The organism is Streptomyces sp. NPDC012825 (assembly GCF_042900925.1).
Taxonomy (GTDB): domain Bacteria; phylum Actinomycetota; class Actinomycetes; order Streptomycetales; family Streptomycetaceae; genus Streptomyces.
On the sequence record NZ_JBIBBZ010000016.1, the window covers coordinates 37,677 to 50,136 of the forward strand.

At 73.0% G+C, this 12,460-nt stretch carries 11 protein-coding genes; 7 read left to right on the plus strand and 4 right to left on the minus strand.

Going from position 1 to position 12,460, the window contains the following annotated elements:
- Nucleotides 1-95 precede the first annotated feature (95 nt).
- Both ACFY7E_RS26260 and ACFY7E_RS26265 read right to left on the minus strand, forming a co-directional pair.
- On the minus strand, nt 96-911 hold the full coding sequence (locus ACFY7E_RS26260; protein ID WP_389488871.1) for a glutamate ABC transporter substrate-binding protein: 816 nt from the start codon (nt 909-911) through the stop codon (nt 96-98).
- Between the two features lie 52 nt (nt 912-963).
- A complete protein-coding gene (locus tag ACFY7E_RS26265; protein WP_383447761.1) occupies nt 964-1,749 on the minus strand; it encodes an amino acid ABC transporter ATP-binding protein in 786 nt (261 codons plus the stop codon).
- Between the two features lie 331 nt (nt 1,750-2,080).
- On the opposite strand from ACFY7E_RS26265, the gene ACFY7E_RS26270 reads away from it, so the two are divergent.
- Nucleotides 2,081-2,794, plus strand: coding sequence for a response regulator transcription factor (locus ACFY7E_RS26270; protein WP_383447758.1), 714 nt, complete (start codon nt 2,081-2,083; stop codon nt 2,792-2,794).
- Between the two features lie 17 nt (nt 2,795-2,811).
- The gene (locus ACFY7E_RS26275; protein WP_389488875.1) at nt 2,812-4,233 is read left to right on the plus strand and encodes an ATP-binding protein; all 1,422 of its coding nucleotides are present in this window, start codon (nt 2,812-2,814) and stop codon (nt 4,231-4,233) included.
- Here the strand turns inward: ACFY7E_RS26275 and ACFY7E_RS26280 are convergent.
- Nucleotides 4,212-5,210, minus strand: coding sequence for a TAXI family TRAP transporter solute-binding subunit (locus tag ACFY7E_RS26280; protein ID WP_389488877.1), 999 nt, complete (start codon nt 5,208-5,210; stop codon nt 4,212-4,214). The genes ACFY7E_RS26275 and ACFY7E_RS26280 overlap by 22 nt on opposite strands.
- A gap of 584 nt (nt 5,211-5,794) precedes the next feature.
- On the opposite strand from ACFY7E_RS26280, the gene ACFY7E_RS26285 reads away from it, so the two are divergent.
- The 4 genes from ACFY7E_RS26285 to ACFY7E_RS26300 all read left to right on the plus strand — a co-directional run bounded on the left by ACFY7E_RS26285 (nt 5,795) and on the right by ACFY7E_RS26300 (nt 9,652).
- Nucleotides 5,795-6,712, plus strand: a complete 918-nt coding sequence (locus ACFY7E_RS26285) for a TIGR03619 family F420-dependent LLM class oxidoreductase (protein WP_389488880.1) — start codon at nt 5,795-5,797, stop codon at nt 6,710-6,712.
- 242 nt (nt 6,713-6,954) lie between these two features.
- Nucleotides 6,955-7,887: a LysR family transcriptional regulator gene (locus ACFY7E_RS26290; RefSeq protein WP_389488881.1), complete on the plus strand. Its 933-nt coding sequence runs from the start codon at nt 6,955-6,957 to the stop codon at nt 7,885-7,887.
- Nucleotides 7,888-8,078: 191 nt separating this feature from the next.
- On the plus strand, nt 8,079-9,041 hold the full coding sequence (locus tag ACFY7E_RS26295) for a DMT family transporter (RefSeq protein WP_389488884.1): 963 nt from the start codon (nt 8,079-8,081) through the stop codon (nt 9,039-9,041).
- A gap of 29 nt (nt 9,042-9,070) precedes the next feature.
- A complete protein-coding gene (locus ACFY7E_RS26300) occupies nt 9,071-9,652 on the plus strand; it encodes a LuxR C-terminal-related transcriptional regulator (protein ID WP_389488886.1) in 582 nt (193 codons plus the stop codon).
- A 308-nt stretch (nt 9,653-9,960) separates the two neighbouring features.
- Here ACFY7E_RS26300 and ACFY7E_RS26305 read toward each other — a convergent pair whose 3' ends face one another.
- Nucleotides 9,961-10,650, minus strand: a complete 690-nt coding sequence (locus tag ACFY7E_RS26305; RefSeq protein WP_389489005.1) for a DedA family protein — start codon at nt 10,648-10,650, stop codon at nt 9,961-9,963.
- Nucleotides 10,651-10,849: 199 nt separating this feature from the next.
- Between ACFY7E_RS26305 and miaB the strand changes: the two genes are divergently transcribed.
- Nucleotides 10,850-12,370 carry a tRNA (N6-isopentenyl adenosine(37)-C2)-methylthiotransferase MiaB gene (gene miaB / locus ACFY7E_RS26310; protein WP_383447032.1) on the plus strand — a complete coding sequence of 507 codons (1,521 nt, stop codon included), beginning with the start codon at nt 10,850-10,852 and terminating at the stop codon, nt 12,368-12,370.
- Nucleotides 12,371-12,460: the final 90 nt, after the last annotated feature.

Consider the following 12,460-nt stretch of genomic DNA (forward strand, 5'->3'; position numbering starts at 1 on the left):
TCGGTCGGTGTGGAGGCCGCCGTGTGGACGGCGGCCGGTGCCGGCGTGACGGCCGCCCTCGTGCGGGGCGGACGTCACGCCGGAGACGGGGTCGATCAGCCCTCGACCTTGGGCGCGGGCTCGGACTTGTAGCCGGAGGGGCCGAAGTGCGTCTCGACGAGCTTCTTCCAGGTGCCGTCGGAGATCATCTTCTCCAGCGCCTTGTTGATCTTGCCGCGCAGCTCGTCGTCGCCCTTCTTGAGGCCGATGCCGTAGTTCTCGTCGCTCATCCGCAGACCGACCAGCTTGAACTTGCCCTGGTTCTCCTTCTGCGCGGCGTAGCCCGCGAGGATGGAGTCGTCGGTGGTGAGGGCGTCGACGCGCTTGTTCTCCAGGCCGGTCAGGCACTCGGAGTAACCGCCGAGCTGACGCAGATCGGCCTTGGGGGCGAGCTTGTCGCGGACGTTCTGCGCGGACGTCGAGCCGGTGACCGAACAGAGCTTCTTGGAGTTGAGGTCCTCGACCTTGGTGATCGAGGTGTCGTCGGCGCGCACGAGCAGGTCCTGGTGGGCCAGGAAGTACGGACCGGCGAAGTCGACCTCCTTCTTGCGCTTGTCGTTGATCGAGTAGCTGGCGACGACGAACTTCACGTCGCCGTTCTTGATCAGGTTCTCGCGCTCGGCGCTCGGCGCCTGCTTGAAGTTGATCTTGTCCTCGGCGTAGCCGAGCTCCTTGGCCACGTAACGGGCGACGTCGACGTCGAAGCCGGCGTACTTGCCGTCCGGGGTCTTCAGGCCCAGGCCGGGCTGGTCGAACTTGATGCCGACGGTGATCTTGTCGCCGTTGCTCCCGGAGTCGGACCCGCCACCACAGGCCGTCGCGGTCAGCGCGAGCAGGACGACGGCCGCGGCGGCGGCGTTGCGAAGCTTCATCGAGGAAAGTCCCTTGCTAGGCGTGAGTTGGGAAGAGTAAATCCGAACTCGCTCAGTGGTGAAGGATCTTGGAGAGGAAGTCCTTGGCGCGGTCGCTGCGCGGGTTGCTGAAGAACTCCTCGGGGGAGGCCTGTTCGACGATCTTCCCGTCCGCCATGAAGACGACCCGGTTGGCGGCGGAGCGCGCGAAGCCCATCTCGTGGGTGACGACCACCATCGTCATGCCCTCCTGGGCCAGCTGCTGCATGACCTCCAGGACCTCGTTGATCATCTCGGGGTCGAGGGCCGAGGTCGGCTCGTCGAAGAGCATCACCTTCGGGCCCATCGCGAGCGCGCGGGCGATCGCCACGCGCTGCTGCTGACCGCCGGAGAGCTGGGCCGGGTACTTGTCCGCCTGCGTGCCCACGCCCACCCGGTCGAGCAGCGCGCGGGCCTTCGCCTCGGCGGCCTTCTTCTCCGTCCTGCGGACCTTGATCTGCCCCAGCATCACGTTCTCGAGCACCGTCTTGTGCGAGAACAGGTTGAACGACTGGAAGACCATGCCGACGTCGGACCGCAGCCGGGCGAGCTCCTTGCCCTCCTCCGGCAGCGGCCTGCCGTCGATGGTGATGGTGCCGGAGTCGATGCTCTCCAGCCGGTTGATCGTGCGGCACAGCGTCGACTTGCCGGACCCCGACGGTCCGATGACGACCACGACCTCGCCGCGGCCGATCGTCAGATCGATGTCCTGGAGGACATGCAGTGCGCCGAAGTGCTTGTTCACTCCGGACAGTACGACCAGGTCGTCCGCGGCGCGCACGGTGTCCTTCGGACCCTTGGACACTGACTCTCCGCTCATCGGCCTCTTGCTCCGTCCTCCTCGGTTGGGGAGGACACTAGAGAGCCGATGTGACGGGCGTCATCACATCTGAGCGGAAATTGAGGATAACGATCCGGCCGCAACCGGACACACCGCGTGAAGTCGACACCGTCCGCCGTACCGGGTGCATCACGGAAACGCCCACGTGACGGGGGGACACTTGACTGTGACGCCGGTGTTCGGTGTTCATGCTCCGGTACCACCTGGTACACAGAGACCCGGCATCCGGCGCGAGCGACACCGGGACCGGCGCGGAGACCGGCGCGAAGAGCACGGAAGAACCCCGCGGAAGATCACGGAGGAGGTACGCATGCGACTGCTGCTCGTGGAGGACGACGACCACGTCGCCGCCGCCCTCTCCGCGATCCTCGCGAAGCACGGCTTCGCCGTCACCCACGCCCGCAACGGCGAGGAGGCGCTCCAGGCCGTCCTGCCCACCGCGCACGGCGAGCGCCCCTCGTACGGGGTGATCCTGCTCGACCTCGGCCTGCCCGACCAGGACGGCTACCAGGTCTGCGGCCGCATCCGGAAGCTCACCACCACCCCGGTGATCATGGTGACCGCGCGCGGGGACGTGCGCTCCCGGATCCACGGGCTCAACCTCGGCGCCGACGACTACGTCGTCAAGCCCTACGACCCCGGCGAGCTCCTCGCCCGCATCCACGCCGTCAGCCGGCGCAGCACCGGACCCGAGGAGACCGGCACGGCCGCCGGGACCGCCGACGGGACCCTGCTGCACCTCGGCTCCGTCACCATCGAGCTGCCCACCCGCCGGGTCAGCGTCGGGGGCGAGGGCGTCCAGCTGACCCGCAAGGAGTTCGACCTCCTCGCCCTCCTCGCCCAGCGGCCCGGCGTCGTCTTCCGCCGCGAGCAGATCATCAGCGAGGTCTGGCACACCAGTTGGGAGGGGACCGGCCGCACCCTGGAGGTGCACGTGGCCTCCCTGCGCTCCAAGCTGCGGATGCCCGCCCTGATCGAGACCGTGCGGGGCGTCGGCTACCGCCTGGTCGCCCCCGCCGCGTAACCCCCGGCGGTTCCTCCGTGCGCACCCGACTCCTCCCGCTGCTCATCGTCCTCATGGCCGGCGTGCTGCTCGCCCTGGGCTTCCCGCTCGCCGCCAGCCTCGCCGCCTCCGAACAGCAGCGGGTCGTCGTCGACCGCCTCGACGACGCCGCGCGCTTCGCCGCCCTCGCCCAGTTCGTCGAGGAGCGCAGCTTCGGCACCGACGAGCGGGGCGCCACGCTCGGCGGCGAACTCGCCAGCTACCACGACGTGTACGGCATCCGGGCCGGAATCTTCTACCGCGACAACCGCGCCATGGCCGCCGCCCCCGAGGACTTGGTCGTCCCGTACGACGGGGAGGGCCGGCGCGCGTTCAACGAGGCGCTGCTCGGGCGCCGCAGCCACGACCCGCCCCAGGTGTGGCCCTGGCAGCGCGGCGCGCGGCTCACCATCGCCTCCCCGGTCGTCCGGGACGGCGACGTCGTCGCCGTCGTCGTCACCGACTCGCCCACCGGCCAGCTTCGCTCCCGCATCCTGCACGGCTGGCTGCTGATCTTCGCGGGCGAGTCCGCCGCCATGCTGCTCGCCGTCGGCGCGGCCTTCCGGCTCACCGGCTGGGTGCTGCGGCCGGTCCGCGTCCTCGACGCCGTCACCCACGACATCGCCACCGGCCGGATGAACTCCCGGGTCGCCGCCACCGGAGGGCCGCCCGAGCTGCGGCGCCTCGCGCTCTCCTTCAACGAGATGGCCGACAACGTCGAGGAGGCCCTCGAACAGCAGCGGGCCTTCGTCGCCGACGCCTCCCACCAGCTGCGCAACCCGCTCGCCGCGCTCCTCCTGCGGATCGAGCTGCTCGCCCTGGAGCTGCCCGAGGGGAACGAGGAGATCGCCTCCGTACGGACCGAGGGCAAGCGCCTCGCCCGGGTCCTCGACGACCTCCTCGACCTGGCGCTCGCCGAGCACGCGGCGGCCGAGCCGAGGCTCACCGACATCGGCGCGCTCACCGCCGAGCGGGTCGCCTCCTGGCGGCCGGTCGCCGAGGACAAGGGGGTCGTCCTGGCGGGGGAGTGCGGTGCGGTGACGGCCTGGGCGGACCCGGTGGCCCTCTCCAGCGCCCTCGACGCGGTGATCGACAACGCCCTGAAGTTCACTCCGGCCGGGGAGGAGGTCACGGTGGCGGTCGTCCCGGACCGGACGAGCGTCGCCGTCGTCGTCGCCGACCACGGGCCCGGCCTCACGGAGGAGGAGCTCGGCCGGGTCGGGGACCGCTTCTGGCGCTCGGGCCGGCACCAGAACGTCAAGGGCTCGGGTCTCGGCCTCTCCATCGCCCGCATCCTGCTGACGGCGGGCGGCGGCGGAGTGGCCTTCGCCCCGAACGCGCCGCACGGCCTGCGGGTGACGGTCACCGTCCCCCGGCACGCCCCCGCGGAGCGGCAGGGTCAGGGCTTCACCGAGCGGTAGTAGCGGCGGGCGCCCTCGTGGAGCTCCAGGGGGTCCGTGTAGACGGCCGTGCGCAGGTCCACCAACTGGGCCGGGTGGACCTGGCGGCCGATGCCGTCCCTGCTCCTGATCACCGTACGGGTGAAGCCCTCCACCAGGTCCGCGTCGGCGTCCTCCGTGGTGACCAGGAGGTTCGCCACGGCCAGCGTCTCGACCTGCTGCCCGTCCTGCGCCTTCGCGTACGCGTCGGCCGGGATCACCGCCGAACGGTAGTGGCGGGTCGAACCGCCGACGTCGTGCAGCTGGTCGACCAGCTCCGCGTCCAGCGGGATCAGCCGGACCGGGGCGCGCGCGGACAGCTTCTGCACCGCCTCGGTGGGCAGCCCGCCCGACCAGAAGAAGGCGTCCAGCTCACCGCGCTCCAGAAGCTTCGGCATCGTGTCGATGCCCGCCGGGACCGCCCGGACGTCCCGGACGGGCGCCAGGCCCGCCGCCGCGAGGACCCGGTCCGCTATCAGCCGCACACCCGACCCGTCCTGGCCCACGCCGACCCGCAGCCCCCTCAGGTCCTCCACCCTCTGCAGCGACGACCCCTTGCGGACCACGAGCTGTACGTAGTCGTCGTACAACCGGGCGCAACCGCGCAGCCGCTCGAACCCGGGCCTGCGGTCGCGCTGGTACTGGGCCACCGCGTCGGCCGTGGCGATGGTGAAGTCCGCCTCGCCCGACGCCACCCGGGCCAGGTTCTGCTGGGAACCCTCGCTGTCCGTGAGCGCTATCGACACCTCGGGCAGGTCCTGGGCCAGGGCGTGCTTGAGGAGGTTCCCGTACCGCTGGTACACCCCGGTGGGGACGCCCGTGCTGAAGGTGACCGAGCCGCTGGGGGCGGGGGAGCCGAAGGGGGCGAGCCACCACACCAGCGTCCCGCACAGCGCGAGCAGCGCGGCCGTGGCCGTCAGGAGACGGCGGCGGGCGGCGCGGGAGAGGGAGGCGAACATGGGGCCGATCCTGCCAGCCCACCGCCGCTCCTGGCCAGGCACGGCCGGAGACGGCCGGAGGCGGCTGGGGATGGCCGGGGACGACCAGCGGGCAGCCGGGGCGGCCGGGGATGACCAGGGGGGCAGCCGGGGGCCACCGGGGCCGCCCCGCGCCCCCGGGTCGGAGTGCGCTCCGCCGAAGCGGTGAGCGCTCCCGGCGGCGCGGGCCGCGCCGTGTGTCCTGCCGGGACGGCGGTGCCCCGGCGGTTAGCGTCGGAAGGCGTTCGGTGATCTTGAGGACAGTCCCCTGTCCGCCCCTGGCGTCCCCTCCGAACGCACCGCTCCCGTCCGTCCCCGTCCCGCCTCACCCCGCCACGGCGGTGAGGCGGCGTACTGCCCCGGTCCGGATCGGGGCGCGGCGACGGCGAACGGGCCCCGGCCCGGGGACGCGGGGCTTCGGGATCCCGAACCCTCTTCCGCGCTGTGGGCCCCGGCCGGGTCGGCCGGTCGATAGCGTCCCGAGGACCCCCTCGTACGAGGACCGTTCCGTACGGCCGCCGGGGCGCCCGCGCGGTCGCGGCCGGGCCCCGGGAAAGGACCACCCCGTGAAGTTCGGCGTCAACCTGCCCGACTACGGGCCCGGGGCCACCCCCGACGCCCTCGCCGACGGGGCGCTGCGGGTGGAGGCGCTGGGGTACGACTACGTCATGGTCTCCGACCACGTGGCGCTCACCCCGGACGTGCAGCACCTCTTCCCCGCCCCGTTCTACGACCCCTTCGCGACCCTCGCCCGGCTCGCCGGCGTCACCGCGACCGTGGGCCTCGGGACCACGGTCGCGATCCTCCCGTACCGGCACCCCGTGCACACCGCCCGGATCGCCGCCAACATCGACCGGTTCAGCAACGGGCGCCTCGTCTTCGGCGCGGCGGCCGGCTGGGCGGCCCAGGAGTTCGCCGTCCTCGACGTCCCGTACCGCGAGCGCGGCGCGATCAGCGACGAGTACCTCGCCGCCATCAAGGCCTGCTGGCGGGACGAGGTCGCCTCCTTCGACGGCGCCCACGTCTCCTTCCGCGAGGTGCGCACCGGGCCGCTGCCCGTACAGCGGCCCGGCCCGCCGGTCTGGGTCGGCGGCCACAGCAACGGGGCGCTGCGCCGGGCCGTCCGCCTCGGGGACGCCTGGCACCCCACCTCCGTCTCCGGCGACTGGCTCCTCGGCGTGGGAATGCCCGCGCTCCGCCGGATCGCGGAGGAGCAGGAGCTGCCGGTGCCCGCCGTCTGCCCCCGCGTCAAACTCCGGGTCACCCCGAGGCCGACGGGGCCCGGACGGCTGCTCGGCGAGGGCACCCTGGCCCAGATCGCCGACGACCTCGGGCTGCTCCAGGACCTCGGCGCGCGGGCCGTCGTCCTCGACCCCACCTACCCGGGCGACCGGCGCGAGCCGGGACGCACCGCGCGGGACCTCGACGTTCTGGAGACCCTGGTGAAGGAGGTCGTCGACGTGGACGCCGGGTCGGTGCGGTGACCGACCGCACGTGACGGCCGGTCCCGTACGGGCAGCGGCCTCGTACGGACCACGATCCCGTACGGGCAAACGTCTCGTACGGGCAACGGCCCCGTACGGACAACGGCCCCGTACGGACAACGGCCCCGTAAGCAAGCCGACTTCGTACAGACGCCGACTTCGTACGGACAGCCGCTGCGTACGATGAGCGAGAGGCGTCCGGCCGCCGGGGCGCCCCTCGGGGACGGGAGGGGGAGCGGGACGTGGCCGATCCGGACCTGCGGAAGCTCCGCGTGCTGAGGGAGCTCAGCGAGCGCGGCACCGTCAGCGCCGCCGCCCGGGCGCTCCACCTCACCCCGCAGGCCGTCTCGCAGCAGCTCAGCGTCCTGGCAAGGGAGTTGGGCGTCCCGCTCACCGAACCGTCCGGGCGTCGGCTGCGGCTCACGGGGGCGGCGCGGATCGTGCTCCGGCACGCCGACGCCGTCTTCACCCAGATCGAGCAGATGCGCGCGGAACTCGCCGCGCACCGGAGCGGCGAGCACGGCGAGGTGGCCGTGGCCGGTTTCTCCACCACCCTCTCGGCGTTCATCCTGCCCGCCGTGGCCCGGCTGCGGGAGGCCCGGCCGCTGCTGCGCACCTCGCTGGCCGAGGTCGACCCGCCGGAGAGCTTCTCCATGCTGCACCGGGGCGAGACCGACGTCGTCATCTCCGCCGACACCGCCCGGACCCCGGGCCCGGCGGGCGACGACGGCCGCTCCGACGGAAGGTTCCACCGGATCCCGCTCTGCGAGGACCCCTTCGACATCGCGCTCCCCGAGGGCCACCGGCTCCTCGGGAGCCCCCGGCTGCTCCTCGCCGACCTCGCCGAGGAGACCTGGATCTTCGCCACCACCGGCATGTGCCACGACATCGGCGTGGCCGCGTGCACGGCCGCCGGGTTCACCCCGCAGGCCTCCCACGCCATCGGCGACTGGGACGCCACCCTCGCGGCGGTACGGCTCGGCCTCGGGGTCGCGCTCGTCCCGCGGACGGCCAGACCGGCCCCGCGGCCCGAGGTGACGATCCGCGCGTTCAGCGAGCGGGCCCCCTCCCGCACGGTCTTCGCGGCCGTGCGCGAGGGCAGCCAGACCTCCCCGGAGATCGCCGCGGTCCTGGACGCGCTGCGCGCCGTCGCCGGGGCGGCCGTGGCGTCCTGACCGGCCTCCGGCCCGTCGGTACGTGATCCTCCACGGCTCGTGGAAGGTACCGTCCAGCAGACGTTGCTGGATCCCGCCCGGACGCCGGTGCGAGGCTCGTCGCCGTACCGCGGACCGTTCCGCGCGGCGCCCCCTTCTTTCTCTTCCCCCTTCTGTCCCCTGCCGAGCCCTTCCGGAGAGTGGGAACACCCATGTCCCGAGCCACCTGCGCGCGACTGGCCGCGCTGAGCCTCGTCTGGGGCTCCGTCTTCCTGTGGATCAAGATCGCCGGGTACGGCTTCTCGCCCGTGCAGATGGTTCTGGCCCGGCTCGCGCTCGGCGCCACGGTCCTCCTCGCCATCGGATACGCGAGGGGCCTCCGACTGCCGAAGGAGAAGGTTGTCTGGGGCCATCTGACCGTGGCCGCGCTCCTCGGCAACGCGGTCCCCTGGACCCTGTACGCCGAGGGAGAGGCCGAGGGCTCCAGCAGCGTCGCCGCCGTCGTCAACGGCAGCGCCCCGATCTGGACCCTGGCCACCGCGCTGCTGCTCGGCCGGGAGAAGCGGGTCTCCGGCTCCGAGGCGGGCGGCGTCCTGCTCGGCCTCGGCGGCACCGCGCTCATCGCCTCCCCGTGGAACTCCGCCCCGGCCGGCAGCGGCTGGAGCGTCCTCTGCTTCGTCCTCGGCTCGATCAGCTTCGGCGCCGGCTTCGCGTACACGGGCAGGTTCCTGGTGGGGCGGGGCATCCCGCCCCTGACGCTCGCGGGCGGCCAGCTCGGCGCGGCCACCGTGCTGCTCCTGGCCGCCTTCCCGTTCCTGGGCCTCCAGGACGTCACCTGGCGCACCGACTCGGTGGTCTCGGTCCTCGTCCTCGGCGTGGTCTGCACCGGCTTCGCCGCGCTGCTCAACTTCGAGCTGATCGTCAAGGACGGCGCCACGGTCGCCTCCACCGTCACCTACCTGATGACCGCCGTGGCCGTGGTACTCGGCGCAGTGGTGCTGCGCGAACCGCTCGGCCCGACCGTGTGGCTGGGCGCGGCGGCGGTCCTCGCGGCCACCGTCCTGCTCCGGCGCGAGCCGCGTCCGGCGACGGAGGGGAAGGCACCCGAGCCGGCCGCACGGCCGGCCCCGGAGGCCCGCGCGCAGACCGCCGGATCCGCCGGACCCACGGATTGATCCCCGACTCCGGAACCAGGAGGACGCGCGTGGCCTTCGTGGTCGACATCGCCTTCCGCGGCGCCGAGGCGGACCGGCGGGATCTCGAAGGAGCCCACCGGGTCTACTGGGGAAGGATGGCCGCGTGCGGCGTCCTGCTCGGCGGCGGCCCCTGGCGGGACGGCACCGGGGAGCTCCTGATCTGCGCGGTCCGCGACCGCCGCACGCTCCTCCGGGTGCTCCGCGCCGACCCGTACGCGCGGGCGCGGGTCGTCGGGGAGCCGAGGATCCGGGAATGGGACGTGGTGACGGGCCGCGCGGTCCTCGCCGGGCCGGCGCGTTCCACCGGCGGTCCCGGCACCCGCGAAGACACCTCGGCGTCCGCGCCCCCGCCCGCCCTTACGGAGCTGACCGCCCACGAACGGCGCATCGCCGCGATGATGCTCGACGGCCTGACCAACAGGCAGATCGCCGAGGCCCTCACGGTGTCGACCAGGGCCGTGGAGCTGCACATCACCCGTCTCTACCGCAAGCTCGGCATCCGCCGGCGCGCCCAACTGGCCTTCGCCGTCGACCGGTCCGTGTCCACGGCGGAGTCTCCGCGGCAGGGCCGGTCCGTGTCCACGGCGTAGCCTCCGCGCACAGGGTGCCCCGGACCACCCCGGCGGCCGGCAGCCAGGCCAGGAACGCGCCGAAGCCGAGCAGGCCGGCGACCACCGCGCAGAGCAGCCCCGCGCCGACGCGGATCGCCAGATACCGCAGGACCTTCCGGTCGGATGCCTCGTACCGCTCGGGGAAGCGGTCGCCGAAGAAGACGGAGCGGCGGGCCCGTTCGAGGACGGCCAGCCGTCGGACGCCGGCGGTCAGGGCCCTCAGGGCGCGGGGCCGGGTGCGCGGCCTGAGCAGGAACGGGCCGTACCGCCGGGGCGGAGGGCCGGGGTCACGAGGCGCGCCGGTGCCGGGCCCCGCGCCCGCGCAGCCGGACCGCCACGTAGGCCGCGAAGGCGAGCAGGACGACGACCAGGACGGCCTTCGACAGGACGCCGACGTACCCCTCCACGAGGTCCCACCGGTCACCCAGCCAGTAACCGGCCGTCACGAGGACGCTGTTCCGGACGAGGCTGCCGAGCGTGGTGAGCGCGACGGAGCGGGGCACCGGCATCCGTTCGACGCCCGCGGGCACCGAGACCAGACTGCGGAAGATCGGCACCATCCGGCCGAGCAGGACGGCCTTGGTGCCGTGCCGGGCGAACCACTCCTCGGTGCGGACCAGGTCCGAGGCCTTCACCAGGGGCAGCCTCGCCCAGATCGCGTGCGTGCGCTCCTGGCCGAAGAGCGCCCCGATCCAGTGGAGCGCCACCGCTCCGGCCACCGGCCCGAGCGTCGTCCAGAACAGCGCCGACGCCAGGCTCAGCACTCCCCGGCCGGCGGCGAAGCCGGTCAGGGGCAGGACGACCTCGCTGGGCAGCGGCGGGAAGAGGTTCTCCAGGGCGATGACGAGCCCGGCTCCCGGACCGCCCATCGTGTCGACGAGCCCGGCTGCCCAGTCGGCGAAACCACCCGCGGGCTCCCCGTCGAGGGCGAGGGCGAGGGGGAGGGGGAGGGGCGTGGAGTGGACGGGGAAGGCGATCGGCACGGCAGGACTCCCAGGAGGCGGTCGGGATCCCGGGGACCCTCTCCCCGGCACCCCTCCACGCCAGGAATCCGGCCTTCGCGCCGGTACGGGGCTTCCCGCCCGACCACCCCGCGGAAAACCGCGGGGTGCGGGGGGAGTGCCGGGGCCCGACAAGGCGGGACGGCGGCCGCCCCGGACCGCCTACCCTTGACGCATGACGAGCAGCAGCGACCGGAGCCCCGCAGTGAGCGTTGACGGCACCAAGACCTACGAGATCCGCACCTACGGGTGTCAGATGAACGTCCACGACTCCGAGCGGCTCTCCGGTCTGCTGGAGGAGGCGGGTTACGTACGGGCCCCCAAGGGCGCCGACGGCGACGCCGACGTCGTCGTCTTCAACACGTGCGCGGTCCGCGAGAACGCCGACAACAAGCTGTACGGCAACCTCGGCCGGCTCGCCCCGATGAAGACCGTCCGTCCGGGCATGCAGATCGCCGTCGGCGGCTGCCTCGCCCAGAAGGACCGCGACACCATCGTCAAGAAGGCCCCGTGGGTCGACGTGGTCTTCGGCACGCACAACATCGGCAAGCTGCCGGTCCTCCTGGAGCGCGCCCGCGTCCAGGAGGAGGCGCAGATCGAGATCGCCGAGTCCCTGGAGGCCTTCCCCTCCACGCTGCCGACCCGGCGCGAGTCCGCCTACGCCGCCTGGGTCTCGATCTCCGTCGGCTGCAACAACACCTGCACCTTCTGCATCGTCCCCGCCCTGCGCGGCAAGGAGGAGGACCGCAGGCCCGGCGACATCCTCGCCGAGATCGAGGCGCTGGTCGCCGAGGGCGTCTCCGAGATCACCCTGCTCGGCCAGAACGTCAACGCGTACGGCTCCGACCTCGGCGACCGCGAGGCGTTCTCCAAGCTGCTGCGCGCCTGCGGGCAGATCGAGGGCCTGGAGCGGGTCCGCTTCACCTCCCCGCACCCCCGCGACTTCACCGACGACGTGATCGCGGCGATGGCCGAGACCCCGAACGTCATGCCGCAGCTGCACATGCCGCTCCAGTCCGGCTCGGACACGGTCCTCCGGGCGATGCGCCGCTCGTACCGGCAGGAGCGCTTCCTCGGCATCATCGAGAAGGTCCGCGCGGCCATCCCGCACGCGGCCATCTCCACCGACATCATCGTGGGCTTCCCCGGCGAGACCGAGGAGGACTTCCAGCAGACGATGCACACCGTCCGCGAGGCCCGCTTCGCGAACGCCTTCACCTTCCAGTACTCCAAGCGCCCCGGGACGCCGGCGGCCGAGATGGAGGGGCAGATCCCCAAGGAGGTCGTGCAGGACCGCTACATGCGGCTCGTCGCGCTCCAGGAGGAGATCTCCTGGGAGGAGAACAAGAAGCAGGTCGGCCGCACCCTGGAGGTCATGGTCGCCGAGGGCGAGGGCCGCAAGGACGGCGCCACGGACCGCCTCTCGGGCCGCGCCCCCGACAACCGGCTCGTCCACTTCACCAAGCCGGACGGGGACGTGCGCCCCGGCGACGTCGTGACCGTCGAGATCACCTACGCCGCCCCGCACCACCTCCTGGCCGAGGGCCCGGTCGCGTCGGTGCGCCGCACCCGCGCGGGCGACGCCTGGGAGAAGCGCACCGCCGAGAAGCCGAAGGGCGTCCTCCTCGGCCTCCCCAAGATCGGTGTCCCGGCCCCCCTCCCGGCGGCCGAAGTCCCGGCCTGCGGAACCCACTGACCCGACCCTGCGCGCAGGGTCGACGTACGCAGGGGCTGCCGCCCGGGCGTACGGGACGGGTGACGGGTGGACGCCCGCAGTCTTCCGTGA

Coding starts and splice junctions, on each gene's coding strand:
- ACFY7E_RS26260 (WP_389488871.1), bottom strand. CDS start 911: ATGAAGCTTCGCAACGCCGCCGCCGCGGCCGTCGTCCTGCTCGCGCTG.
- ACFY7E_RS26265 (WP_383447761.1), bottom strand. CDS start 1,749: ATGAGCGGAGAGTCAGTGTCCAAGGGTCCGAAGGACACCGTGCGCGCC.
- ACFY7E_RS26270 (WP_383447758.1), top strand. CDS start 2,081: ATGCGACTGCTGCTCGTGGAGGACGACGACCACGTCGCCGCCGCCCTC.
- ACFY7E_RS26280 (WP_389488877.1), bottom strand. CDS start 5,210: ATGTTCGCCTCCCTCTCCCGCGCCGCCCGCCGCCGTCTCCTGACGGCC.
- ACFY7E_RS26295 (WP_389488884.1), top strand. CDS start 8,079: ATGTCCCGAGCCACCTGCGCGCGACTGGCCGCGCTGAGCCTCGTCTGG.
- miaB (WP_383447032.1), top strand. CDS start 10,850: ATGACGAGCAGCAGCGACCGGAGCCCCGCAGTGAGCGTTGACGGCACC.